Origin of the sequence: Zhengella sp., assembly GCF_041397485.1 — a bacterium.
Taxonomy (GTDB): Bacteria; Pseudomonadota; Alphaproteobacteria; order Rhizobiales; family Rhizobiaceae; genus Zhengella.
Genome location: NZ_JAWKWO010000005.1, coordinates 296,359 through 320,649, shown reverse-complemented (window position 1 = coordinate 320,649; position 24,291 = coordinate 296,359). Strand labels below are relative to the sequence as shown.

Annotated in this window: 30 protein-coding genes; 16 read left to right on the top strand and 14 right to left on the bottom strand. The window is 64.7% G+C overall.

Annotated elements, in window-relative coordinates; all coding sequences use genetic code 11:
* The first annotated feature begins 85 nt into the window (after positions 1-85).
* On the top strand, positions 86-556 hold the full coding sequence (locus R3D65_RS16430) for a MarR family winged helix-turn-helix transcriptional regulator (protein WP_371276347.1): 471 nt from the start codon (positions 86-88) through the stop codon (positions 554-556).
* An 11-nt stretch (positions 557-567) separates the two neighbouring features.
* Here the strand turns inward: R3D65_RS16430 and R3D65_RS16425 are convergent, their stop codons facing one another.
* The 5 genes from R3D65_RS16425 to R3D65_RS16405 form a co-directional block, all read right to left on the bottom strand.
* The gene (locus R3D65_RS16425; protein ID WP_371276346.1) at positions 568-1,536 is read right to left on the bottom strand and encodes a peptide ABC transporter ATP-binding protein; all 969 of its coding nucleotides are present in this window, start codon (positions 1,534-1,536) and stop codon (positions 568-570) included.
* Positions 1,533-2,537, bottom strand: a complete 1,005-nt coding sequence (locus R3D65_RS16420) for an ABC transporter ATP-binding protein (RefSeq protein ID WP_371276345.1) — start codon at positions 2,535-2,537, stop codon at positions 1,533-1,535. Before R3D65_RS16420 ends, R3D65_RS16425 begins: the two co-directional genes overlap by 4 nt.
* A 4-nt stretch (positions 2,538-2,541) precedes the next feature.
* Complete coding sequence (locus tag R3D65_RS16415) at positions 2,542-3,444, bottom strand: ABC transporter permease subunit (RefSeq protein WP_371276480.1); 903 nt, start codon at positions 3,442-3,444, stop codon at positions 2,542-2,544.
* A 30-nt stretch (positions 3,445-3,474) separates the two neighbouring features.
* Complete coding sequence (locus R3D65_RS16410; RefSeq protein ID WP_371276344.1) at positions 3,475-4,479, bottom strand: ABC transporter permease subunit; 1,005 nt, start codon at positions 4,477-4,479, stop codon at positions 3,475-3,477.
* A gap of 91 nt (positions 4,480-4,570) precedes the next feature.
* A complete protein-coding gene (locus R3D65_RS16405; RefSeq protein WP_371276343.1) occupies positions 4,571-6,142 on the bottom strand; it encodes an ABC transporter substrate-binding protein in 1,572 nt (523 codons plus the stop codon).
* Positions 6,143-6,251: 109 nt separating this feature from the next.
* On the opposite strand from R3D65_RS16405, the gene R3D65_RS16400 reads away from it, so the two are divergent.
* Entirely contained in the window at positions 6,252-7,451 is a 1,200-nt protein-coding gene (locus R3D65_RS16400; protein ID WP_371276342.1) for an IS256 family transposase, read from the top strand.
* Positions 7,452-7,692: 241 nt separating this feature from the next.
* Here the strand turns inward: R3D65_RS16400 and R3D65_RS16395 are convergent, their stop codons facing one another.
* A complete protein-coding gene (locus R3D65_RS16395) occupies positions 7,693-8,106 on the bottom strand; it encodes a helix-turn-helix domain-containing protein (RefSeq protein ID WP_371276341.1) in 414 nt (137 codons plus the stop codon).
* Positions 8,107-8,934: 828 nt separating this feature from the next.
* Between R3D65_RS16395 and R3D65_RS16390 the strand changes: the two genes are divergently transcribed.
* From R3D65_RS16390 to R3D65_RS16365, 6 genes are all read left to right on the top strand, one after another.
* Positions 8,935-9,489, top strand: a complete 555-nt coding sequence (locus R3D65_RS16390) for a L,D-transpeptidase (protein WP_371276340.1) — start codon at positions 8,935-8,937, stop codon at positions 9,487-9,489.
* A gap of 107 nt (positions 9,490-9,596) precedes the next feature.
* The gene (locus tag R3D65_RS16385) at positions 9,597-9,827 is read left to right on the top strand and encodes a hypothetical protein (RefSeq protein ID WP_371276488.1); all 231 of its coding nucleotides are present in this window, start codon (positions 9,597-9,599) and stop codon (positions 9,825-9,827) included.
* On the top strand, positions 9,767-9,901 hold the full coding sequence (locus R3D65_RS16380; RefSeq protein ID WP_371276479.1) for a DUF411 domain-containing protein: 135 nt from the start codon (positions 9,767-9,769) through the stop codon (positions 9,899-9,901). The genes R3D65_RS16385 and R3D65_RS16380 overlap by 61 nt, the downstream gene beginning before the upstream one ends.
* Positions 9,902-10,138: 237 nt before the next feature.
* Positions 10,139-10,498 (top strand): hypothetical protein, encoded by a 360-nt coding sequence (locus R3D65_RS16375; protein WP_371276339.1) that lies wholly within the window; start codon positions 10,139-10,141, stop codon positions 10,496-10,498.
* A gap of 99 nt (positions 10,499-10,597) precedes the next feature.
* The gene (gene cueR / locus R3D65_RS16370) at positions 10,598-10,993 is read left to right on the top strand and encodes a Cu(I)-responsive transcriptional regulator (protein ID WP_371276338.1); all 396 of its coding nucleotides are present in this window, start codon (positions 10,598-10,600) and stop codon (positions 10,991-10,993) included.
* Entirely contained in the window at positions 10,990-11,412 is a 423-nt protein-coding gene (locus R3D65_RS16365) for a cytochrome c (RefSeq protein WP_371276337.1), read from the top strand. Before cueR ends, R3D65_RS16365 begins: the two co-directional genes overlap by 4 nt.
* Before the next feature lie 168 nt (positions 11,413-11,580).
* Here the strand turns inward: R3D65_RS16365 and R3D65_RS16360 are convergent, their stop codons facing one another.
* Positions 11,581-12,036, bottom strand: coding sequence for a hypothetical protein (locus tag R3D65_RS16360; RefSeq protein WP_371276336.1), 456 nt, complete (start codon positions 12,034-12,036; stop codon positions 11,581-11,583).
* A 192-nt stretch (positions 12,037-12,228) separates the two neighbouring features.
* Here R3D65_RS16360 and R3D65_RS16355 point away from each other — a divergent pair, with 192 nt between their 5' ends.
* The 5 genes from R3D65_RS16355 (at position 12,229) to arsH (ending at position 15,299) form a co-directional block, all read left to right on the top strand.
* Entirely contained in the window at positions 12,229-13,092 is an 864-nt protein-coding gene (locus tag R3D65_RS16355) for a DUF305 domain-containing protein (RefSeq protein WP_371276335.1), read from the top strand.
* A 209-nt stretch (positions 13,093-13,301) separates the two neighbouring features.
* Positions 13,302-13,634, top strand: a complete 333-nt coding sequence (locus tag R3D65_RS16350; protein ID WP_371276334.1) for an ArsR/SmtB family transcription factor — start codon at positions 13,302-13,304, stop codon at positions 13,632-13,634.
* 10 nt (positions 13,635-13,644) lie between these two features.
* Positions 13,645-14,160, top strand: a complete 516-nt coding sequence (locus tag R3D65_RS16345; RefSeq protein ID WP_371276333.1) for an arsenate reductase ArsC — start codon at positions 13,645-13,647, stop codon at positions 14,158-14,160.
* Entirely contained in the window at positions 14,157-14,567 is a 411-nt protein-coding gene (gene arsC / locus R3D65_RS16340; protein ID WP_371276332.1) for an arsenate reductase (glutaredoxin), read from the top strand. The genes R3D65_RS16345 and arsC overlap by 4 nt, the downstream gene beginning before the upstream one ends.
* A gap of 3 nt (positions 14,568-14,570) precedes the next feature.
* Positions 14,571-15,299, top strand: a complete 729-nt coding sequence (gene arsH / locus R3D65_RS16335) for an arsenical resistance protein ArsH (RefSeq protein WP_371276331.1) — start codon at positions 14,571-14,573, stop codon at positions 15,297-15,299.
* A 63-nt stretch (positions 15,300-15,362) separates the two neighbouring features.
* Here the strand turns inward: arsH and R3D65_RS16330 are convergent, their stop codons facing one another.
* Positions 15,363-15,872 carry a hypothetical protein gene (locus R3D65_RS16330; RefSeq protein WP_371276330.1) on the bottom strand — a complete coding sequence of 170 codons (510 nt, stop codon included), beginning with the start codon at positions 15,870-15,872 and terminating at the stop codon, positions 15,363-15,365.
* 73 nt (positions 15,873-15,945) lie between these two features.
* On the opposite strand from R3D65_RS16330, the gene R3D65_RS16325 reads away from it, so the two are divergent.
* A complete protein-coding gene (locus R3D65_RS16325) occupies positions 15,946-16,215 on the top strand; it encodes a DUF6460 domain-containing protein (RefSeq protein WP_371276329.1) in 270 nt (89 codons plus the stop codon).
* On the opposite strand, the gene R3D65_RS16320 is transcribed toward R3D65_RS16325, so the two are convergent.
* The gene (locus R3D65_RS16320) at positions 16,200-17,138 is read right to left on the bottom strand and encodes a histone deacetylase (protein WP_371276328.1); all 939 of its coding nucleotides are present in this window, start codon (positions 17,136-17,138) and stop codon (positions 16,200-16,202) included. The genes R3D65_RS16325 and R3D65_RS16320 overlap by 16 nt on opposite strands.
* Positions 17,139-17,193: 55 nt before the next feature.
* Here R3D65_RS16320 and R3D65_RS16315 point away from each other — a divergent pair, with 55 nt between their 5' ends.
* Positions 17,194-18,564, top strand: a complete 1,371-nt coding sequence (locus R3D65_RS16315; RefSeq protein ID WP_371276327.1) for an MATE family efflux transporter — start codon at positions 17,194-17,196, stop codon at positions 18,562-18,564.
* A gap of 8 nt (positions 18,565-18,572) precedes the next feature.
* Here the strand turns inward: R3D65_RS16315 and R3D65_RS16310 are convergent, their stop codons facing one another.
* A complete protein-coding gene (locus tag R3D65_RS16310; RefSeq protein WP_371276326.1) occupies positions 18,573-19,658 on the bottom strand; it encodes a quinone-dependent dihydroorotate dehydrogenase in 1,086 nt (361 codons plus the stop codon).
* Between the two features lie 3 nt (positions 19,659-19,661).
* Positions 19,662-20,012 (bottom strand): DUF952 domain-containing protein, encoded by a 351-nt coding sequence (locus R3D65_RS16305; RefSeq protein ID WP_371276325.1) that lies wholly within the window; start codon positions 20,010-20,012, stop codon positions 19,662-19,664.
* A 130-nt stretch (positions 20,013-20,142) separates the two neighbouring features.
* Between R3D65_RS16305 and R3D65_RS16300 the strand changes: the two genes are divergently transcribed.
* Positions 20,143-20,568, top strand: a complete 426-nt coding sequence (locus tag R3D65_RS16300) for a hypothetical protein (RefSeq protein ID WP_371276324.1) — start codon at positions 20,143-20,145, stop codon at positions 20,566-20,568.
* Between the two features lie 9 nt (positions 20,569-20,577).
* Here the strand turns inward: R3D65_RS16300 and R3D65_RS16295 are convergent, their stop codons facing one another.
* Genes R3D65_RS16295 through R3D65_RS16285 form a run of 3 tightly spaced genes read right to left on the bottom strand, consistent with a single transcriptional unit; the run spans position 20,578 to position 24,201 of the window.
* The gene (locus R3D65_RS16295; RefSeq protein WP_371276323.1) at positions 20,578-21,396 is read right to left on the bottom strand and encodes a thioesterase family protein; all 819 of its coding nucleotides are present in this window, start codon (positions 21,394-21,396) and stop codon (positions 20,578-20,580) included.
* The gene (locus tag R3D65_RS16290) at positions 21,393-22,379 is read right to left on the bottom strand and encodes an alpha/beta hydrolase (RefSeq protein WP_371276322.1); all 987 of its coding nucleotides are present in this window, start codon (positions 22,377-22,379) and stop codon (positions 21,393-21,395) included. Before R3D65_RS16290 ends, R3D65_RS16295 begins: the two co-directional genes overlap by 4 nt.
* On the bottom strand, positions 22,345-24,201 hold the full coding sequence (locus R3D65_RS16285; protein WP_371276321.1) for a hypothetical protein: 1,857 nt from the start codon (positions 24,199-24,201) through the stop codon (positions 22,345-22,347). Before R3D65_RS16285 ends, R3D65_RS16290 begins: the two co-directional genes overlap by 35 nt.
* Positions 24,202-24,291: the final 90 nt, after the last annotated feature.

The following is a 24,291-nucleotide window of genomic DNA, read 5'->3' as shown; positions in this document are numbered from 1 at the left end:
TAATTGCCTCGCAGCTGTTTGCCGGGCTGCCGATCCCCGTGTAATCAGGGGTTTCGTCGCCGGAAACAACAGGGCAGGTTTTTCCATGCTGGATTTCCAGGAGATGCCGGGCTACCTCGTCCGGCGCCTTCACCAGATCGCCGTCGCCGTTTTCGCGGAGGACATGGCCGGTAATGGCCATGACATCACGCCGGTCCAGTTTGCCGCGCTCAACGCGCTCAACCACCGTCCGGGCATAGACCAGGCCACCCTTGCAGGCCTGATCGCCTATGACCGGGTGACGATCGGCGGCGTGGTCGACCGGCTGGTCAACAAGGGCCTCGTGATCCGCAGTGTCAATCCTTCCGACCGGCGCGCGCGCTGCCTGCGCCTCGCCCCGGCCGGCGAAAAGCTGCTGGATGAGGTGGAGCCGCTGGTCCTGCGCGTTCAGGACCGGATCCTTTGCAGTCTGGATGAGGATGAACGGGCGATGCTTGTCACGCTCCTCAAAAAAGCGGCCCGGAACGGCAATGAACTCAGCCGCGCGCCGATGCGCCCATTCCCGGCGGCAAAGTGAACAGGCCGGATTTACGCACGATTGGCTTCGTCGACCGGGTTGTAGCAGGCAACGCAATGGGCGCCGGCGCCTTCGAGCGGCGGTTCCACCTTGCGGCATTCGTCCAGCACGCGCCAGCAGCGTGGATTGAACGGGCAGCCGGGCGGCGGATTGAGCGGTGACGGCAATTCGCCTTCCAGCTTGATGCGCTTGCGCGCACCGGACGGGTCTGCCGATGGCGTGGCCGACAGCAATGCAACCGTATAGGGATGCTTGGGATTGGCGAACACCTCTTCCGCCGGCCCGGTCTCCACCGGCTTGCCCAGATACATCACCATGATGTCGTCGGCGATGTGACGCACGACGGACAGGTCATGGCTGATGAAGAGATAGGCCAGGCCGAATTCCTGCTGCAGGTCCATCAGGATATTGAGGACCTGCGCCTGAATGGACACGTCGAGCGCGGACACCGGCTCGTCGAGGACCAGCAGTTTCGGGTTCAGCATGAGCGCGCGGGCAATGGCGATGCGCTGGCGCTGGCCGCCTGAAAACATGTGCGGGTAGCGCTCGTAATGCTCAGGGCGCAATCCCACCCGCGCCATCATGGCCAGCGCCTTCGCGCGCCGCTCCCCGGCGGTGTCACCGGTGTTGATCTTCAGCGGCTCTTCGAGGATCGCGCCGATCTTCTGGCGCGGATTGAGCGAGCCGTAGGGATTCTGGAAGACGATCTGCACCTTGCGCCGCAAATCGGGATCGCCGGCCTGCACCGGCTTTCCGTCGATCAGCAATTGCCCGTCTGTCGGCTCCTCGATCATGGTCACGAGACGCGCGAGCGTCGACTTTCCGCAGCCCGATTCGCCGACCACGGCCAGTGTCTTTCCCGCTTCCAGCGAGAAGGACGCGCCGTTGAGCGCCTTGACCGTCGCGGCATCGCGGAACATGCCGCGATTGACCGAATAGTGGCGTTTCAGGCCAGTGGCCTCGGCAACGATGGCGTTCATGCGTTCACCTTTGCGGCCTCTCCGGGATGCCCCAGCGGCTCGCCCTCGATCAGCGGGTAGTTGCAAAGTGCCAGCCCGAGGTCGCGGCCCTGGCGTTTCGCGCCCACCCGGCAGGAATCCGTTGCGAAGGCGCAGCGCGGCTCGAACAGGCAGCCGGGCGGCCTGTCCCCTTGCCCCGGCACGACGCCGGGAATGGATGGCAGGCGGCCGCGCCTGAGCGCCCGTTCGGGAAGCGCGGAAAGAAGTGCGGCCGTGTAGGGATGATGCGGATCGGCGAACAGGCCCTTCACGTCCTGTTCTTCCACTTTCTGCCCGGCATATTGCACCTGCACGCGCTCTGCGGTTTCCGCCACCACGCCCATGTCGTGGGTGATGAGGATGAGGCCCATGCCCTGCTCGCGTTGCAGACGGACCAGAAGATCGAGGATCTGCGCCTGGATGGTGACGTCGAGCGCGGTGGTCGGTTCGTCCGCGATCAGCAGTTTCGGATTGCACGCCAGCGCCATGGCGATCATCACGCGCTGGCTCATGCCGCCGGAAAGCTGGTGTGGAAATTGCGAAAGGCGGTCTTCCGGCGCCGGAATGCCGACGAGTTCGAGCAGTTCGATGGAACGCGCGCGCCGCTCGGCCCGCCCCATGCCCAGATGCAGGCGCAGCGTTTCGCCGATCTGGAAGCCGACCGTGAAGCACGGGTTGAGGCTCGACATCGGCTCCTGGAAGATCATGGAAATGTCCCGTCCGACGATCTTGCGCCGCTCGCGGGAGGAAAGCTTGAGCATGTCGCGGCCGTCGAAACGCATGGCGTCCGCCGTCACGGTGGCCGTCCAGGGCAGAAGTCCCATGAGGGCGAGCATTGCCACCGACTTGCCGGACCCGGATTCACCGACCACGGAGAGGATCTCGCCCTTGTCACAGGACAGGCTCACCCCGTCGACGGCCTTGAACGGACCCGATGAGGTCTTGAAGGTGACGGTCAGGTTTTCAATCTCGAGAAGGGCCATGGCGTCAGCTCTGCTTGAGTTTCGGGTCGAGCGCATCTCGCAGACCGTCACCCATCAGGTTGATGGCAAGCACGGTGACGAGAATCGCAAGTCCGGGGAAGGTCACGACCCACCATGCGCGCAGGATGAACTCACGCGCATCGGCCAGCATCGTGCCCCATTCGGGCGTCGGCGGCTGTGCACCCATGCCGAGGAAGCCGAGCGCGGCGGCATCGAGAATGGCGGATGAAAACGAGAGCGTCGCCTGCACGATCAGCGGCGCCAGGCAATTGGGCAGGATGGTGACGAACATCAGCCGCAGGCGCGAGGCGCCGGCCACGCGGGCCGAGATGACATATTCGCGTTCACGCTCCGACAGCACGGCGGCGCGGGTCAGGCGCACGAAATGGGGTTGCAGGATCAGCGCGATGGCGATCATGGCATTCATCAGGCCCGGACCGAGAATGGCGACGAGCACGAGCGCCAGCAGCAGCGACGGGAAAGCCAGGATCACGTCCATGACGCGCATGATGGCCGTGTCGATCCAGCCGCGGAAGAAACCCGCGATCAGGCCGATCAGGACGCCCACGCTGACCGATAGCGTCACGACCACCAGACCGATGAACAGCGAATAGCGAGCGCCGTAGATCAGCCGGGAAAGGACGTCGCGGCCCACCGCATCGGTTCCCAGGAGATAGGTCAGTTGCCCCCCGTCCTGCCAGAACGGAGGCATCAGCAGCGCCTCGCGGTTCTGCAGCGACGGGCTGTGCGGCGCAAAGACCGGTGCGAAGATCGCGATGATGGCGATGATGGCGAAGACGTAGAGGCCGATCACCGCGCCCTTGTTCTGGGAGAAATAGTACCAGAACTCCTTGAGCATGGCGCGCCGCATGGCGCCGGCGGTCACGGTCGCAGGGGTATCCTGCATGGCTTCGGTATGGACCATGAGCCTGTCCTCCTAGCGCCGGATGCGCGGATTGATGAGCCCGTAGAGCACATCGACCAGCAGGTTGACGATCATGATGATGGCGGCGATCAGAAGCAGGCCGCCCTGCACCACCGAGTAATCGCGCTTGAAGACCGAATCGACCATCCACTTTCCGATTCCCGGCCAGGAGAAGATCGTTTCGGTGAGGATGGCGCCGGCGAGCAGCACGCCGACCTGGAGGCCGATGGTGGTGACGACGGGGATCAGCGCATTGCGAAGCGCGTGCAGCCCGATGACACGCATTGGCGGCAGGCCCTTGGAGCGGGCGGTGCGCACATAGTCCTCGCCGAGCACTTCCAGCATGGCCGAGCGAGTCTGGCGGGCGATGACGGCCAGCGGGATCGTCGCCAGCACGATGGTCGGCAGGATGAGATGGCTCACCGCGGATGAAAAAGCGCCCTTCTGGCCCGACAGGAGGCTGTCGATCAGCATGAAGCCGGTGACGGGCGGGAAGAAGTAGAGCAGCGAGATGCGGCCCGAGACGGGGGTCCATTGCAGCACGCCGGAAAAGAAGATGATCAGCAGCAGGCCCCACCAGAAGATCGGCATGGAATAGCCGACAAGCGCCACGCCCATGATCGACTGGTCGAACCACGAGCCGCGCTTGACCGCGGCGAAAACGCCGGCGGGAATGCCGATGGCGGTGGCCACGATGATGGCGCACAGCGACAGTTCGATGGTCGCCGGAAACAGCGTGAAGAACTCTTCCAGAACCGGCCGCTTGGTGACGATGGAGGTGCCGAAATCGCCGCTCAGGATGTCGCCGACATAGTTGAAGTACTGGACGATGATCGGCTGGTCGAAGCCGTAAAGCTGCTGTAGCTCGCGGTAGCGCTCCTCCGACATCCCCCGCTCGCCGGCCAGCAGCATGATGGGATCGCCCGGCAACATGCGGATGAAGGCGAAGGCCACGATGGAGACACCGACGAATGTCGGAACCAGCAGGGCGAGACGGTAGAGGAAGAAACGAAGCATGGGTCAGAACGCCGTCACGTGAGCCATGAAATGATCCGGACAGCCGGGGCGGTTTTGCGCCCCGGCTGTCCGGTGGTTCAGGTCCGAACGATTATTCGGCGATGTCGACGCCGTCGAACCAGTGCCCGCCGAGCGGATCCATGACGTAGCCGGTCACGTTGGAGCGCATCGGCATGAACACCACGGAATGGGCGATCGTGGCCCACGGCGCTTCCTGCTTGAAGAGCTCCTGCATCTTCATGTAGATCGCCGCGCGTTCTTCCTGGGTGCCGGACTTGGCCTCGATGAGCATCTTGTTGAACTCTTCGTTGCACCACTGTGCGCGGTTGGCACCGCCCACGCCGTCACAGCCGAGAAGGCCCAGGAAGTTGTCCGGGTCGCCGTTGTCGCCGGTCCAGCCAAGCAGGACCGCACCGTCGCGGTCGGTCGCCTTCGAACGCTCCAGATACTCGGCCCATTCATAGGACACGATCTCGACATCGACGCCGATCTTGGAGAAATCCTCCTGCATCAGCTCCGCCATGCGGCGGGCATTCGGATTGTAGGGACGCTGCACCGGCATGGCCCAGATCTTGAGGCTGAGGTCGGAGACCCCGGCTTCCTCGAGTGCCTTTTTCGCTGCTTCCGGATCGTAGGGATCATCCTTGAGACCGTCGTTGTAGCCCCAGATCGTCGGCGGAAGCGGCGCCTTGGCAATCGAACCGGAGCCCTGGAAGACGGCATCCATGATCGCCTGCTTGTTGATGGCCATGTTCAGCGCGCGGCGGACTTCCGCGCGGTCGAACGGCGCCTGCTGGGTGTTGTAGGCCAGATAGCCGACGTTGAAGCCCTGCTGCTCCATGACCGTCACGTCCGGATTGTCCTTGAGCGACTGGACGTCGGCCGGGTTCGGATAGGGCATGACGTGACACTCGCCGGCGAGCAGCTTCTGCTGGCGGACGGAGGCCTCGGTCGTGATCGCGAAGACGAGATCGTCGATCGGCTGCTTGCCGTTCCAGTAGTCGGCGAACGCCTTGTAGCGGATGACCGCGTCGGGCTGATAGGCGACGAAGCTGAAGGGACCGGTGCCGACCGGCTTCTGGTTCAGGTCGGAAAGCGCGCCGCCGTCCTGCAGCTTGTCGGCGTATTCCTTCGACACGATGGAGGCAAAATCCATCGCCATGTTCGCCATGAACGGCGCCTCGGCGCGGTTCAGAACGAACTTGACCGTCATGTCGTCCACCTTCTCGATGGATTTGATGAGGTCCGGCATGGACATGTAGGAGAAGTATTCCCAGCTCGCGCCCTCGACATAGGCGTGGAAGGGGTTGTCCTTGTTGAGCTGCCGCTCGAAGGAGAAAATCACGTCATCGGCGTTGAGTTCGCGCGACGGGGTGAAATAGTCGGTCGTGTGGAACTTCACACCCGGCCGGATCTTGAAGGTGTATTCCATGCCGTCGTCGGAAACGTCCCAGCTTTCCGCCAGGCCGGGCACCACCTCTGTCGTGCCGCGCTTGAATTCGACCAGCCGGTTGTAGACCGGCTTGGACGAGGCGTCGAACGTCGTTCCGGCGGTATACAGCGCCGGATCGAAACCTTCCGGAGAGCCTTCAGAGCAGTAGACAAGCGTCTTGGCGGACGCCGCCGTGGCAAAACCCGCGGCAAGAATGGTCGCGGCAAGCAAGGTCTTCGATGGTGTCCCGGGACGTGGTGTAGCTGGGTAGCGCAGTGGTCATCGGCGCTTTCCGGTAGGGTGTGGTTGCGACACCAACTCCTGCTTTGAAGGACCACCGATGACCGACGACATGATGAACCTGCGCGCGCTTGTAGAGAAGAGCGCGGATGCCGATCTGCTGCGCGAGATGATCGGCTTTGCCGCCGAGCGGTTGATGGAGATGGAGGTGGGCGCCGCGACCGGCGCCGCCTGGGGCGAGAAGAGCCCACTGCGGACGGCCCAGCGCAACGGCTACCGCGACCGTGACTGGGAGACACGAGCCGGCACCGTCGAGTTGCGCATCCCGAAGCTCAGGAAGGGCTCCTACTTCCCGGGCTTCCTGGAGCCACGCCGGATGGCCGAGAAGGCGCTGACGGCGGTGATCCAGGAAGCCTATGTCCAGGGCATCTCGACGCGGTCGGTCGACGATCTCGTCAAGGCGATGGGCATGAGCGGCATCTCCAAGAGCCAGGTCAGCCGCCTCTGCGAAGAGATCGATGGCAAGGTGAAGGCCTTCCTCGATCGGCCGATCGAGGGCGACTGGCCCTACTTGTGGATCGATGCGACCTACCTCAAGGTCCGTCGTGGCGGGCGGATCGTCTCCGTCGCCGTCATCATCGCGGTCGGCGTCAACGCGGACGGCCGGCGCGAGGTGCTTGGCATGGAGATCGGCACGTCCGAGGCCGAGCCGATCTGGACCGAGTTCCTGCGCAAACTGACGCGCAGAGGCTTGCGCGGCGTAAAGCTCGTCGTGTCCGATGCGCATGAGGGCCTGAAGGCCGCCATCACCAAGGTTCTCTCGGCCACCTGGCAGCGCTGCCGCGTCCACTTCATGAGGAACGTGCTGGCACATGCGGGCAAGAGCGGTCGTCGCGTCGTCTCGGCCTTCATCGCCACCGCCTTTGCCCAGGAGACACCGGAAGCGGCCAGCGCTCAGTGGCGCGCCGTCGCCGACCAGATCCGACCGAAGGTGCCCAAGCTCGCCGCCATCCTCGACGACGCCGAACCGGATGTGCTGGCCTACATGACCTTCCCGAAGGAGCACCGGGCCAAGCTGCACTCGACGAACCCGATCGAGCGCCTCAACGGCGAAATCAAGCGGCGGACCGACGTCGTCGGCATCTTCCCCAACGACGACGCCATCGTCCGTCTCGTCGGCGCGCTGCTGCTCGAACAGAACGACGAATGGGCCGTCCAGCGCGCCCGCTACATGACACTGGAAAGCGTCGGCCAGTTGAGCGATGATCCCCTCATCAGCCTGCCAGCCGTGGCGCGCTGATCAACCCGGCCAAGCGGGAAAGCACGGCGACCAACGTCGCCAGCTACACCACGTCGTGGGACACCATCCTGCGCGCTACGGTTGGCTGGGACCGACATGTCCCGGGCTTACCTCTGATCGCGCCGGATCACCCGCCGCAGCAACTGCACGCATTTCAGTGTCGGTGCCGGATCACGTCCATCGGATATCAATCGCAGGAACGCGATCCACGCCTTTTCGTTTTCGCTCAATCGCGAATTCGTCATTTCCCGAAGATCCCCCTGATCGCCGAACGCGCACGGGTGGTCAGCGCCGGGTCGCTGTTGTCACTGGCGTCGCGCAACTCCTCCAGCCAGGCAGCCTCGTTCTCCGTCACGATCGACCGGAAGATCTGCCGGATCGCGGTCTCCGTCGTCGGGCTGTCGAGCTGGTCGAGCGCCAGGCGGAAGAGATAGGCCGCGTCGCATTCAAGCGCCTTCGCCAAGGCCGGCACGCGATCAAGCGCCAGCTTTGAGGTGCCGTTCTTGATCATGGACAGGAAGTTCGGGTTGTTGAAACCGGCCTCGGCGGCAATCCGGGCCTGGGTCTTGCGGTATTTCAGTTCCAGCACACGCTGTGCCACGAACGCGGCAAGGCGGCTGTCGGCATAGGGGCGGTTGGTCCTCTTGCTGGTCATGCTTTTGTTTCTCCATCAGCACACGCGACATGCGTGCTTCTGATTTGAGCTATAGCAAGGGGGCAGCGGGGTGCTTGCAGGGAAAACACGAACGTGACGATGGCTGTTCACACGAACGGCGACCGCGGTTCGGTTTTACATTTGCCTGCTAGGTCATTGATTCTTATGAGGCGACAAAGGCGCAGTTTTACTGCCAGGCGATTGATATTTTAAGGAAAAAGCAAGCTTCCCAAGCTTGATGTCGTGGGTTCGATCCCCATCGCCCGCTCCAGTCCTTTCAAGGCTTCAGGACGGGGCGATCCCGCAGCCGGCGCAGCCCATGGCTGGCATCTGTAACCGACCGGTGGCGCGGCCGGATGCATTCACCTGGATGGGCAGCACAGGATCACTTGACCTTCCAGCGACCTGAACGTTTACATGATGGTCATGCGCATCGTCCTGCTTCTGCTCGCAACCCTGTTCCTGGTGTCCGTCCACCCGGCCGCCATGGCTGACAACACGATGAACCATGCGGTGTCAGAATCCGGCCAGACCGGCCATGACGTGCCAGAACCTGACGGACACGGGAAGGCCGTTGCGCCATGTTGCCAGGGCACGGCTGCCAACCAGGCGGGCGATGCTCATTGTCCGGCCGATTGTGCTGGACTGATACCCGTCCTGGTCGTGATGGCTTTTCCGCCTGGAGCCGCCGTTATTGGAGAAACGCCTCCCGAGCCATTTTCACCCGTTTCGCAGACGCTGCTGAAACCGCCCATCCCCGTCTGATCCTTGAGTTGCGTCCGGCCTCCCGGGCGCTGGTTACGCACCGGACAAACGGAATTGACAGGAATGAACAGACGCAACTTCCTTGCAGGACTCGCTGCCACGCTCGCCATGCCAACCGCTGCGCAGGCGCACCAGGCCAAGCAGCGCAAAAGCTTCACGCTCGATCCGCAATATGAGCCGCGAATGGTCGCCTTCTCCGGCCATGAACCGGGAACGATCGTGATCGATACCGCCAACCACTTCCTTTACCTGGTCACGGGTGAAGGCGAGGCGCGCCGCTACGGCGTGGGTGTCGGCAGGGCCGGTCTGGCCTTCAAGGGCTCGGCCGTTGTCGGCCGCAAAGGCCAAATGGCCGGCCTGGCGTCCGACCGACAACATGATCCGGCGCAATCCCGGCGCTATGCCCGCTATGCCAATGGCGTGCCGGGCGGGCCGAACCCGCTGGGCGCCCGTGCGCTTTATCTCTATCGCGGGCAACGCGACACCATGTTCCGCATTCACGGGACAACCGAGCCGTCATCCATTGGCCGGTCGGTGTCGAACGGCTGCATCCGCATGATCAACGAACACGTCAAGGACCATTACGAGCGTCAGGTGCGGTCGGCCGTGTGGTCGTGATGTGAGACAGGAAAAAGAACCGATGAATATGTTCAGGAACGAACTTCGGCCCTTATCTGCTCGGCGGATGACGGCGCCGGCGCTCGCCGGCCGGCAACGGTCTCGCGATGACCGTCTACAAGTCGCCCTGGTGCGGCTGCTGCGAGGTCTGGGTCGATGCCATGAAGGCGGCCGGCTTCGCCGTCGAGATCCGCGCCGACATGGAAAACCTCGATCCGGTGAAGGCCCATGCCGGCGTGCCCGACGACATGGTGGCCTGCACACGGCCATGCTGGATGTGGATGGCCGCAAATATGTGGTCGAGGGGCATGTGCCGCTGGAAGCCATCGACAAGCTGATGAGCGAGCGGCCGGACGTCCGCGGCATAGCCGTGCCGGGCATGCCGCAGGGATCGCTGCGGCATGGCGTATGACGAGAACGCGCGTTACACCGTCCATTCCTTCTCCGGGCGAGCGCAAGGTGACGCGACACCGGTGTTCTTCGAGGCGGGACGCTAGAACGCCCGATCCCGCACAAACCTATGCCCTGAAGCGATCATGGCCGGGTCGGCATTTGTCGGCCCGGCAACCTGTGGCGCTGGTCCTTCGCGGAAAGCCCCATCGGAGCGGCTGCTTGACCTTCCGGCAAGGGGAAGGTCTATTTGTAAGCCATGCGCATGTTTCTCGCGATCTGTCTGACCTTCGTCTTCGTGTTCGCCCATCCGGGTGTGCCGAGCGGGCCTGCGCTTGCGCGACAGGCGGAGACGGCAGCCGCCACCACTGCCAAAGACCATGCCCATCGCGAAGGTCCTGCCGTCGAGACTGCGCAAGAACATCCCTGCTGTCCGGGCATGGCTGGTGTCGGCGTGACCCATGGAAAGGCGAGCCATTGCAGCATCGATGGCGGTTTCGTCGCCGCATATCCGGTCGGCCTCGTCTCCAGCGGTCCCCGCATCCAGGTCTCGCCTTTCGCGCAAAGCCTGCAGGAAGCCGACCCCGGCGCCATCCTTCATCCTCCCATGCATGTCTGATCCACCCGGCCTGCGCCCGGTTTTGCGGCGCAGCGCCATCAGGATCACTCGTCGACCGACGACCCGTCGTCGGCTTCGCCATGACAGGAGAACAGGATCATGAATATCGGCCAGGCGGCGCAACGCGCCAATCTCCCGCCAAAGACCATCCGCTATTACGAGGACATCGCGCTCATCAAGCCGGATCGCGCACAGAACGGCTATCGCGATTATTCGGAGGCCGACATCCACCGGCTGCGCTTTCTCCAGCGTTCCCGCAGCCTCGGCTTCACCATCGCGGAATGCCGCATGCTGCTCTCGCTCTATGAGGACAAGCACCGGGCAAGCGCCGACGTGAAGGCACTGGCACGCCAGAAGATCACCGAGATCGAGCGCAAGATGAAGGAACTGAAATCGCTGCGCGAAACGCTTTCCGTGCTGGTGGAGCATTGCCATGGCGACGAGCGGCCGGATTGCCCGATCATTGAAAGTCTTGCCGGAGGGCGCGATCAATGAACAACCGCATCGTGCTTGCCGCCATCGCGGCGATTGCCCTGGCACTTCTGGGGCTTCGCCTCTTTCTGGATGATGGATCCGGGAAAGCGCCGGGCTCCGGTGCTGCCCTGGCCGATGTCACCGTGCCGCCGCTCGCTGGCGCAGCGCTTGAGGGCAAGGCGGTCTTCGACGCCAATTGCGCGGCATGCCACGGCGAAAACGCGGCCGGGCGCGACGGATCGGGGCCGCCGCTGGTCCATCCGATCTATCGTCCCGGCCACCATGCCGATGCGTCCTTCATCCTCGCCGCGCGCAACGGGGTCATCTCCCATCATTGGCGCTTCGGCAACATGCCGCCCGTTCCGGAGGTGACCGATGACGAGGTGAAGAAGGTCCTCGCCTATGTGCGGACGTTGCAGCGGGCCAACGGGATCGACTGAGAGCCAGACAAGGCGAAATTGCGTGGCGGGTTTTGGCCGTGCGAAATCGTCGGCCCTGTCTTCAACTGCGCAGGTATTTGATCAGGGCCGCGATCGCCAGCACGAGAAGGATGAGGATCAGCAGCATGCCGAGACCGCCGAACCCCATGCCCATTCCGTATCCATCCATCATGTCATCGTCTCCTTCGTTCTGGTGCCAAGGTGCCGGCATGTCAGCCACAATGCGAGCGGCGGGATCAGGAGCCACTGCATCATCGGGCTGAGGCCCGTTCCGAGTGGGGGCAGGCGCGGCATGAGGTCCGAATAGGTCCAGCGCAGGCTCACTTCGGTGTAGTAGTATTCAAACCCGATGGTGAGGAGCAGGCCGGTTGCCATGTAGATGGCAGTCGGTAACAGCGGCCACGTGCGAAACCAGACGCGCGAGCGGGCGGCGAGGCTGGCCAGCACGAACGCGGTCAGCGCAAAGCCCACATCGCCAAGCGTCGCCTCCAGGCAGAGGATCACCCCATCCCAGTGGGCCATCGTGGCCATGCCGGCATAGGTCGGTGCCTGCAGCATCTCCCAGACGAAGTGCAGAAGGAAAGAAAAGAAGGCCAGCCAGATTTCCGGAATTTGGCGTGTCATGGTCGGCGGGGGCCTCGCAATGGTTCTCTGATCGTCCAAGCCTAGGCCTTTCACCTGCTGGAAGGTCAAGCCGAAGCATCCCGCGGGACCGATGCGGAACCGAGTGCCTCGCTGCGGAACCTTCCAGCGCTGGAAGGACGTTTAACTTCCAAGCATGCCTGAAGCACTGATCAGCGATCCGAGGAGACTTCCATGTCCTATGTCCGTTTCGGCCTGATGATCCTGACCTCGACGGTCGTGATGTTCATCCTGATGTATCTGAACACCTATGCCTGGGAGCACGTCTTCTTTTCCGAGACGCGTGCCTACATGGCGCTGGTGATGGGTGCCACGATGGCGGTCATCATGCTTGCCTACATGCTTGGCATGTATTCGAACCGCTCGCTCAACATCGCGATTTTCGTCGGGTCGGTGATCGTGTTCGCACTGTCACTCTGGCTCGTGCGCAGCCAGGTTACCGTTTCGGGGCCCAGCTACATGCGGGCGATGATCCCGCACCATTCCATCGCGGTCATGACCTCGGAGCGCGCGCAAATCCGTGATCCGCGCGTGCGCAAGCTTGCCGACGGCATCATCGAGGCGCAGCGCCGCGAGATCGCGGAAATGCGATACCTGATTGCGGATGTGTCGGCCGGAAATGTCGTGGAGACCATTTACAGTGACCCCCCAGCCGAACCCGGAAGCGTTCAGGATGCCTTGGACAACACCCTGATTTCCTCCCTCGATCCGGCGCCAATGCCGGTGGCCGAAGCGGAACAGGTGCTGACTGCCAATCAGGTTTGCCGCTTCAATCGCAGCCCGGAGACCGATCCCATCCTCTGGGCATCGGCTGACGAAAGCACGGCCGCCATGAAACTCAACGGCGTGCTGATCGGCCTGAACGGCAGTGGCAGTGAGGAAAACGACGAGCGCCGCTTCGAGGCGGAAGGAGCAGCCGTTCGCGTGGCCCTGCTGAGGGAAGACGAGGCGGACTGGCGCCAGAATGCCGAACTCGTGTTCTCCCTGGAACAGGGCCTTACGGTCGGCTATCGCGGCTTCTGGAGATGCTCCGGATAGCCGGGTGCGATCGTAATCAACGCACGTCTTGTCGTTCCGGTGGCCTACGCTCTGCCAACCCGGCCAGGCAGGTGGTTCCCGGGCGCCGTCGCCGGGGAGAAGGCTTGTCCGGTTGAAGACGTCTGCTGCTGTCCGGTGGCGGCTTTCCGCGACGTCGTGATCGCGTCGATTGTGATTGCAATCACCATTGAATCGAGTATTCTTGATATATGGATATGAATCAGGCCCTCTTCGCCTTTTCCGCCTTGAGCCAGGAAACCCGGCTGGCTGTGTTCCGGCTGCTTGTGCGTGCAGGTTCCCGGGGCATGTGTTCAGGTGATATCGGCGACGCGCTCGGGGTGCGCCAGAACACCATGTCGACCAACCTCAACATCCTGCTTCGCGCCGGGCTGGTGCGGACGATGCGTGAAGGCCGCTCCATCCGTTATTTCGCGGATTACGAAGGGATCAGGGGGCTTCTTGGCTTCCTGATGGAGGATTGCTGCGGCGGTTCGCCCGAACTCTGCAAACCTGTTCTGGAAGCCATTGCCTGCGATTGCTGAGGAGAGAACCATGACCGGCAAGACCTTCAACGTGCTTTTCCTGTGTACCGGCAATTCGGCAAGGTCGATCCTGGCCGAAGCCATTCTCAACCGTGAAGGTGCTGGCCGGTTCCGTGCGTTCTCCGCCGGTTCCCGTCCCAAGGGCACCGTTCATCCGCAGGCGATCCGGCTGCTCAGGCAGATGAACCACGACACGTCCTTCGCCCGCTCGAAGGACTGGGCGGAGTTTGCCGGCCCCGGCGCGCCGGCGATGGATTTCGTCTTCACCGTTTGCGACAATGCGGCGAAGGAGGCCTGCCCGGTCTGGCCGGGACAACCCATGTCAGCCCATTGGGGCGTGCCCGATCCGGCCGCCGTCGAGGGCACGGACACGCAAATCGCGCTTGCCTTTGCGGATACCTACCGGATGCTGGGCCAGCGCATCTCGATCTTCTGCTCGCTGCCGCTGTCCAGCATCGACAGACTTTCGCTGCAAAAGCGGCTGGACCAGATCGGCAAGGCCCCGGCAATGGACGCGAGCGCATGACGGTCGTCATTCACCACAACCCCGATTGTGGAACGTCGCGCAACACGCTGGAAATGATCCGAGCGTCAGGCGAGGAACTCGTCGTCATCGAATACCTGAAGACGGGCTGGACGCGGCCGCAATTGCTGGCGCTGTTCGCCGGGGCGGGGCTTACGCCGCGCACTGCCCTGCGGGTCAGCAAGTCACCGGCCGAGGCGCTCGGCCTGACCGGTCCGGATGTCAGCGACGAAACGATCCTCGATGCAATGCTGGAACATCCGGTCCTCGTGAACCGGCCCATCGTGGTTTCCCGCAAGGGTGTCCGCCTGTGCCGGCCCTCTGAAACGGTGCTTGAACTTCTCGACCACCCGGATATCGGCGACTTCACCAAGGAGGACGGCGAAATCATCAGGGCTAAGGAGAACTGAGGCGTGACGAAGAGCCTGCTGGAACACGATCTGCCCAATGTCGACGTCTCGCAGATGCAGCCGGTGGACCCGGCCTTCTTCGGAAGCGCCGACGACCCCGGCCATGCGCCGCGCATCCTGCTGCTCTACGGTTCGCTGCGGAAGCGGTCGTTTTCCCGCCTCGTCGCGCTGGAAGCGGAACGGCTGCTGAAGTGGCATGGCTGTGAAACCCGCGTTTTCGATCCGCGCGGCCTGCCGCTGCCGGATGCCGAGGAACCGGACCATCCGAAGGTGAAGGAACTGCGCGATCTGGCCGCCTGGTCGGAAGGCATGGTGTGGGTCTCGCCGGAGCGTCACGGTGCCATGACGGGCATCATGAAGGCGCAGATCGACTGGATTCCGCTGGCGCTCGGCGCGGTGCGCCCGACGCAGGGCAAGACGCTGGCCGTCATGCAGGTATGCGGCGGCTCGCAGAGTTTCAACGCCGTCAACCAGATGCGGGTTCTGGGGCGCTGGATGCGCATGGTGACCATTCCCAACCAGTCTTCTGTCGCCAAGGCCTTCATGGAGTTCGACGCGAACGACCGTATGAAGCCGTCTGCCTACTACAATCGCATCGTGGATGTGATCGAGGAACTGGTGAAGTTCACCTGGATGGTGCGCGGCCGCTCGTCATATCTCGTCGACCGCTACTCGGAACGGGTGGAAAGCGCGGCCGAACTTTCCAGGCGGGTGAACCAGCGCTCGATATGACCGGGAAGCGCCTTAGCCTCACGCCGCCGAGGAAACCCTGCCGCTTGCTGACGGCGTTTCCTGTCATTCGCGCTTGAGAGCCGGGTTCGGCGTGTAGCCGGGGCCGATGGTCAGCGGTTTGTCGGCGATCAGGGCCGAGCCGACCTGGCTGCGCAACGTCATCGAGTGGCGCCAGATCTCGCGCTTGCCGTCCCGTGAGAGAAGCCGCACGGTCACCGCATAGGGCTTTCCCTTTTCCACGCCATGCAGGGCGGGCGTGCGCAGCATCATGCGCGGTGCGCGCACCCGGAACCGGTCGCTGACACGGATCGGCGGCCCGCCTGCGGGGTCTGCGAAATCGGCTTGCAGGATCGCGCCCGTCTCGACCGGTTTGACCGCGATGGCGGTGAACCCGGCGAAGATTTCCGAGACCCGGTAATTGGCGATGAAGCCGCCGCCGGCAATCATCACCGGATCGCGGGCACGGTCATCCTCGCGCAGCAGCCAGAGAAGGGCGAACAGGGCCGCGCTCAGCCCGACCGCCATCACGCCGGCTGCCGTCAGGGACAACTCGCGTCGCGCGGCTGATGCCATGGCACACCTTCCCTTGAACTTGCCATGATGAGACCGTATCTCACAGGCGTCAATCACACAGCGGGATGAAGGCATGAGCAACGGTCTGGTCAGGTTTCTGGGTGACACGCCGGCCCGCGTCGTGCTGAAGCTCGTCGTCGTATCCTTCCTTGTCGGCCTGGTCATGGCAGCGCTGGACTGGACGCCGTGGGATGTGGTCTTTGCCGTGCGCGAATTCTTCCATGCGCTCTGGGCCATGGGCTTCGAGGCGGTCGAGCGCTTCTTCGGCTATTTCGTGCTGGGCGCGGTGATTGTCGTGCCCGCCTTCCTGATCCTGCGCCTGCTCAACTACCGAAAGGGCTGAGGTCTGGCCGACAGGGGTTCGGCGGCAAATTCCGCCGCGACCTCGAACAGGATGGCGTGCCGCTCGCCAAGGCCTGTCATCTCGCGCGCATAGCCGCCGCCAATGACGCCGCAGACCGGGATCCCGCGCTCGCGGAAATGGTAGAAGACCATCCGGTCGCGCGCCCGCAGACCGTCGTCGGAAAGGGAGAGCCGTCCCAGCCGGTCGCCCGCATGCGGATCCACGCCGCCATTGTAGAACACGAGGTCCGGCAGGAAGCGCTGCTCGATCCTGCCCAATGCCTCCGCAAGCGTTGCCAGATAGGCCTCGTCGGCGGTGCCGTCCGGCAGGTCGAGATCCAGGTCGCCGGAAATCTTGCGGACGGGATAGTTGCGCGCGCCATGCAGGGAGAAGGTGAAGACGCGCGGCTCGTCGCGAAAGATGTCGGCGGTTCCGTCACCCTGGTGAACGTCGCAATCCACAACCAGTATTCGCGCGGCCTCACCGGTGGCCAGCAGCACGCTGGCGGCCACCCCGACATCGTTGAAGGTACAGAACCCGGCCCCCTGCATGCGCCGGGCATGGTGGCTGCCGCCGGCCGCGTTGCAGGCCACGCCATGCTCCAGCGCGAGGCGCGCGGCGAGCACCGTGCCCGCGCTTGCCAGCCGCGCGCGCCGCGAAACAGCCGCATCAACCGGAAAGCCGATCTCCTTCTCGATCCGCGCGGGAACCGCGCAGCCGATCACCTGGTCCACATAGGCCGGATCATGCGCCAGCGTCAGCCAGCCTCGCGCCGCCTCGCCCGGTTCGTGCAGATGGCCGGGGCGCACAAGGCCACGCCCGCGCAATGCCGTCATGAGCAGCGTATATTTGCTCATCGGAAAGCGATGGACAGGCGAGAACCGCGCGTCGTAATCGGGATGGTGAACGATATGGAGCGCCATGCCCGCTTCTTACGATGGACGGGGCTGCGCGGAAAGACCGGGACGTTTCGAGGCCATGCAAAAGACAGATGAAACGCCCGTGGCCGCCGAAAGCTCCGGCGCGGCCGGCAGTCGGCCCTTCGCCGTGACCAACCGGCTGGTGCTTTCCATCGCCGTGCCGATGACCCTGGCCTATCTCTCGACGCCGCTGTTGGGCCTGACCGACACGGCCGTCGTCGGACGCTTCGGCGATCCCGCCCTGCAAGGCGGCCTGGCGGCCGGTGCCATCGTTTTCGACGTGGTCTTCACCACGTTCAATTTCCTGCGCGCCGCCACCACGGGCCTTGTGGCCCAGGCCAGCGGGCGCGGTGACGAGGCGCAGGAACGCCTGGTCCTCTATCGCGCCCTTCTGGTCGCTCTGGCATCGGGCCTTGCCATCCTTCTGGCCGGACCGCTCATCGCGGCCGCCGGCGAAGCCTTCGTCGATCCCGGACCGCGTGCCGCGGAGGCGATGGTCCTCTACATTCTCATCCGTGTTCTCTCCACGCCTGCGGCCCTCGGCAATTATGTCATCCTTGGCTATGTGCTGGGGCGGGGTGAGGGCCGCACCGGCCTTGCCCTGCAATTCCTGCTGAACGGCACCAACATCGCGCTTTCCATCTGGCTCGGCCTGTGGCTGGGATGGGGGCTGGAAGGTGTGGCCTGGGGCACGGTTGCGGGCGAAACACTCACGTTCGCCGCCGGCCTTTTGCTTCTGGCGCGCCGCTTCGCCAAACAATGGCGTGTGCCCTGGGCCGCGGTCCTAGACATGGTGGCGCTCAAGCGGCTGTTCGGCCTGAGTGGCGACATCATGATCCGCTCCTTTGCCCTCCTTGCCGCCTTCGCATGGATGACCCGGGCGGGCGCGCAACTGGGCACGGTGACTTTGGCAGCCAATGCCATCCTGCTGAATTTCTTCATGGTCGCGGGCTATTTTCTCGACGGTTTCGCCACTGCCGCCGAACAGCTCGTCGGCCGCGCCATCGGCGCGCGCTTCCGTCCCGCCTTCGACCGTGCCGTCACGCTGACGCTATGGTGGGGGCTGGGCCTGGCGCTTTTCCTGATGGTGGTCTTCCTGGCCGGTGGCGACTGGCTGATCGGCCTCATGACCACCGCGCCGGACGTGCGCGCCGAGGCCTCCGCGCACCTGGTCCTGGCCTCGCTCTGCGCGTTGACCGGCGTTGTCGCCTTCCAGATGGACGGGATCTTCATCGGCGCCACCTGGTCGCGCGACATGCGCAACATGATGCTCGTCTCGCTGGCACTCTATTTCGCCGCGCTGTGGGCTCTGGTGCCGGCTTTCGGCAATGCCGGGCTGTGGAGCGCGCTGCATGTGTTCCTGATCGCCCGTGGCCTGAGCCTGGGCGCGATTCTCACCTTGCGCCGGCGCCAGGCCTTCGCGATGTGAATGGCGTGTCACAACGGCGTTGCGGCCCATTGCGCCACGCCCGTATCGCGCAACTCGCCAAGGGTCTGAAGCCCCTCGCGGTCGGCAATGGCCGAAAGCCCCTTGAGGATGTGGGCGGGCAGGCCCGGACCGCCATAGACCATGCAGGAATAGAGCTGCACGAGATCGGCGCCCGCCCGGATCTTCTCCAGCGCTGTCTGCGCATCCTCCACGCCGCCGACTCCGATGATCGGCAGACCCGGCCCGACGCGCTGGCGCAGCCGTGCCAGAACGGCAGTGGAGCGCCGGAAAACCGGCCGCCCGGACAATCCCCCGGCCTGCGCGCCTGTCCTGCTGTCGATCAACCCCTCGCGCGACAAGGTGGTATTGGAAACGATCAGCCCGTCCGTGCCCTTGTCCAGCACTTCCATGGCAATGTCGTCCATCTCCGCTTCCGACAGGTCCGGGGCGACCTTGAGAAACACCGGCGGCCTGTTTGCGCCTGTTTGCGCGCTTTCGTCGCGCGCCGCCATCACACGGGCCAGCAGGTCGGCCAGGCTCTCCCGGCTTTGCAGGTTGCGCAGGCCCGGCGTGTTGGGCGAGGAGACATTCACGGTGAGATAGGATGCCAGCGGCGCGAAGGTCCTGACGCCTTCCACATAATCGCCCGCCCGGTCGTCGCTGTCCTTGTTGGCGCCGATATTCACGCCCACGATGCCGCCCCTTGACGCGCGGGCCTTCAGGCGGGCAAGGCATGCCGCATGGCCTTCGTTGTTGAAGCCCAGCCGGTTGATGACGCCACGGTCGTCCGGCAGGCGGAAAATGCGCGGTTTCGGGTTGCCCGGCTGCGGGCGCGGCGTCACCGTGCCCACTTCGGCAAAGCCGAAGCCGAGCCGCAGCAGCGCGTCCGGAACCTCCGCATTCTTGTCATAGCCTGCCGCCATGCCAAGCGGGTTGGGAAAGGCAAGGCCGCAAACGGTGCTGGCCAGGCGCGGGTCGAATCCGGCGTCGAAACGCCCGCCAAGGCCCGCCTTCAACGCGGCGATGGAAAGACCATGCGCGGTTTCCGGAGAAAAGCGGAACAGCAGGGCCAGACCGAGCGTGTCGAAGGACATGGGTCAGTCCGCCTCCAGCGGCGGAAAATCGTGCCGGCCATCGGCAAGCAGCGGCAGCGGGCGCACTGAACGGACGGCCGACAGGTCGAGCGGCGCGTAGAGATGGGGGAACAGCGCCCCGCCGCGCGAAACCTCGTATGTCAGCGCATCGCCGAGGGCAGCGGTATCCACCGATATCAGCAGCAGGTCTGCCTGTCCGGCAAAATGCTTTGCCGCGGTCTCCTTCACCTGGCCAGCGGTCGAGAAATGGATGAAGCCGTCGGCGAGATCCACCGGTGCGCCGTCGAAACGGCCCAGGGCTTCCGCCGCCTGCCATTGTTCGCGTGTCGCGATCTTGTAGATGATCCGTTCCATGCTACGCGCTATAGTCGGTTACGGCGCGTTGCGAAAGCGCGCCACTGCATCAATCGCGCGGCCTTTCCCCAATTCCGGCCATTTCGCCGTGCAAGGTCCGGGTTCAGCGCAAACGGGAAGGACAGCGATCATGATTTCTCCACGAACAGCCGCCGCCGCTATCGCGCTCGCCCTTGCGGCCACCATGCCGGCCACGGCCGCGGAACTCCGCTTCGACATGCAAAGGGACGGCGACCGTTGGCTCCGCCTTGACCGCCAGACCGGTGCGATCTCCGTTTGCCGGGAAGAGCGCGGTGAGCTTGTCTGCCGCATGAGCGCGGATGACAGGCAGGCCTGGGATGCTAAGGTCGCGGACCTGCGCGCCCGCGTCGAAAGCCTTGAGGCCCGCTTGAATGCGCTGGAAGGCAGGCCCGCGCCGTCGGACGATGCCGGCTTGCCCAGTGACGAGGAATTCGAAAAGACGCTTGGTTTCATGGAGAAATTCATGCGCCGCTTCATGGGCATCGTGAAGGAGATGGAGGACGAGCGCCAGCCGGGCGAGCCCGGCCGCACCTGAAGCCCTGTTTCAGCCCGCAGGCTCCGGTTCAAGTCTGACAGATTTGCGCGTCTTCAGGTCCATGACGAGGCCGACCACCTCGCCGCTCGCTATGGGAGCCTTGTCCGTGGCGCGGATGATCTCGTGGTGAAGCCGGATCGTCTTGCCTTTCCCGGCCTCGGTGCGGGAAACCAGAATGAGGGCGTCGCCGGCCATGGCCGTGTTGTGATGACGGATCTGCATTTCCACGGCCACGCGCCCCAGCCCGTTTTGCATCAACCAGTTCGTACTGATGCCGGATTGGTCCCACAGATGCGGCGCGCCATCGGTGAAACGGGCGATGTGGAACTGTTGGGTCAGACGTCCCTTCGCATCGCACTCGCCCTGCGTCACGATGCATCGGTGTGCCACCAGTCCGCCGGCGGCGAGCATCTCGGCTTCGTTCTTGCCGGGCCGCAGGTTCGGATCGATGCTGCGGGGCAGGGCTGGCAAGGTCTCCGCTTCATCGGCAAGCGCATCCGAAACCGGCGCGCCAGGCCCCTCGACCGCGGTGGCGGCAAGGCGGCCGGTCGTCGCCTCCTCCATGCGGTGCATGACCCATCCCGCCAGCGGTCCGGTGCCGATGATGCCGGAGCGGATGACCGTTGACTGCGCCGCCGCCAGTTCCGAATGATAGCGGACATGGCGCACGGGCGGCAGGCCGGCCAGGTGATCGCCGCCATGGGCCAGTGCGAAGAACCGTGCCGCCTCGTCGAAGCGCTTGAAGTAGAACTGCACGTTCATATGCGCGTTCTCGTCGCATTCCCACGTGTTGACGAAGGAGCGATGGGTTTCGACAAGACGGCTCACGCGGCAACTCCGGTCATCTCTGAAAGAAAGGTCTCGATCTCGCTCAGGCTTTCATCCGCCTGCATGGTCGCAAATGCCTGGAAGACATGGCAGCCGCCGGGCCAGATGGAGGCTTTTGCCCGGTTGCCCGCCGCGCGCCAGCGCGCCGCCATGAGCAGCGTGTCGTCCAGCAGCAGGTCGCGCGTGCCGCAGGTGAACAGCGCCGGCGGCAGCCCGGACAGGTCCGCATGAATCGGCGAAATTCCAGGTGACGATCGGTCTTCACCATCGGCCAGGAAGCGCGCGGTGAATTCGTCGATGTCGCGCGTGTTCAGGATCAGCTTTTCCGCGCCCCAGTTTCGCATGCTTGGCGTGCCGGCGAGATCGTAGCAGCCGGCATTGAGGTTCGCCGCACGGAACGGTTGAAGTCCGTGCCGGTCGCGCAGGCGAAGCAATGTGAGGACGGCCAGATGCGCGCCTGCGCTCTCTCCGCCAATGGCCAGCATGCCGGTGGGCAGGTCGTGTTGGCCCTTCACGAGCCATAGCGCTGCGGCCTCGCAGTCGTCCGGCCCGGCGGGAAAGGGATGCTCTGGCGCAAGCCGGTAGTCGAGCGAGATGACGGTCAGTCCCGTTGCGTCCGCAAGGCGGCGGTTGCGCGCGTCATTTTCCCGAGCGCTGCCCAGCACCCAGCCGCCGCCATGGAAATGCAGATAGCTGCCGCGAGCCTCGCCGACCGCTGGCCGGTAGACCCGCGCCGGCATGTCCCCGGCCGGACCGGGGACCGCGATCGCCACGGCGGACGAGTCCGCCGGGCAGATGGGGAAGGGGCCGCGCCCGTCGAGGCGCAACTGGCGCAGAACGGCGGGTGGAAATGTCCACATGTCCGGTGTCGCGTTCAGCCGGTCGACGATTTGCGCGTTCAATGCCCTGGTTTCCGCCGGTGCCCTCTCTGCTTCGAGCAGCCCCGTCTCAAGCCCCAGGGCTGCCAGATAGTCCCTGCTCATGGTCGCGCGTCCTCCCTGCGTCCTTGTGTCTTTCCTGTCCCGGCAGCAAGCCCAGCATCAGGATGACAAGGTTTAGGCCGGCGCCATAGAGAACGGCAACCGGGATCGGTGTCCGGGCGATGCTTTCGGCGAAGCCGGTGCCTGTCGGCGCAAGGTCTGCGCCACCGGTCATGAAGCCTGCCAGAAGCACCGCCGCCGGCACGCTTGCGCCGGCAAGCATGCCTGTCGAGACGAGGCTGGCGCGCATCAGGCCGTGCCAGCGCGAAAGGGCCAGCGGCACCGCCAGCGCGGCTGTGGCGAGGCTGGCGGGCCACAGGGCGAGGTCGAAAGGCTGCCACGTTTCGGCTTGGGTCAGCCAGGCGGCCGCGATTGCAATGGCCAGCATGCCGGCCCGCGCGACGGCCAGTCGCCGCGAGGCAGGCCGCGGTGCCCGGCCGGACCGGTTCACCGCTGCGCCTTCCGCAAGCAGCCTGCCGATCGCCGCCAGCATGGCGGTTGCGGTACCCGCCGCCGCAAGTGTCACCGCCAGCAGCACCGCTGGCCAGACGGCCGCCGGCATGCCGAAGGCGGCAGCCGGCAACAGGAACGCGCTGACGGGATTGAGGCGGATGTCATCGGCCGTCAGCAGATGGCCGGCCGTGCCGCAGGCGGCTTGCACGATGGCCGGACTCGTTGCCGGCATGCCGCAGATCTCCACGAGGCCGGAAACGCCCGTCACGCCGTCACGGAAAAGCCAGCCGGCATCGGTTGCAACCTGGCCGGCGGTCACGTCGGTCAGCGATCCGCTGGCGATCATGCCGGCCAGCCGCGCGTTCATGCCGGTTGCAACGGCCACGACAAGCAGCAGCAGCGCCGCCAGAAGCGGCACCTGGGGACGCGGCCTGCCGCGCCGGGCATCGCGGGCGGCGGGCAACAGGGCGGCAAAAAGAAAACCGGCAAGCACCATGCAGACAAACAGCGCCAGGCCGCCGCTCCACCCGGTGACCGGCGTGACGCCCCATTCCCATGCCGAAAGGACAAGTGGCATGTCGGCGGGATCGGCCGGCATCAGCCCGATCTCTGTCGCCCCGCCGAAAAGCTCGCCCCATGTCAGGTCGCCGGCGGCGCGGAGCAGGACTGCGATCGGGGCGGCGATGCCGGTCGCGACGATGGCAAGCGAGAAGGCCGTGCTTCTGAAGGCGCTCTTGAAGCCGCCGGTCCAGGCACCGGCAAGCGCGAGGGCCGCCAGGACCGGCCACGACACCGGCGCGGCGGCCGGGAAGAACATGTCGAGCAGGATGCGCAACGCCTGGAACTGCGCAAGCAGCAGGCTGCCGGCCGTCAGGATGAGGAAGGCGGCCGCGAGCCAGCGGACCCGCCGGCTTGCCGTCAGGTATGAAAGTTGCCAGGCAGCGCTCCCTTCCGGTGCTTTTCCGGCGCCTGGAAGGCCGGCCAGGGCATGCAGCCCGATACCCGCGGCCAGTCCGCAGGCAAGCACCAGGCCGGTCAGTACATCGCTCACCGCCAGCCAGGATGCAGCGAAGAGCAGCCCGCCCGTGAGTGTGGCGCCGGCCATGGCGCTGGCCTGAAAAAGGCTGCCGCCTTGTTGCGTCCCGTTGGCGAAGGAAACGGCATTCATCGTGCCTGAAAGGAGCCCCAGCGCCAGAAACGGGATCATGGCGCCGCCAATGGCGAACCACTGGATGATGCCGCCTGGAACGCCGAGCCGTTCCAGGATCATGCATGCAACCAGCACCCCGCCATAACCTGCCGCGAGAATGCCGGTGAGAACCGGCGCGGGAATGTCGCTTTCCTTGGCGTGCAACGTGGTTTGTCCTGCCATCTCTGGATCCTTCGCGCCGGCTGCCCCATCCATGCGAAGTGACTGATATGCCGCGTTTCTCCCCCGGATGCGCGGATTGCGAAAACTTCA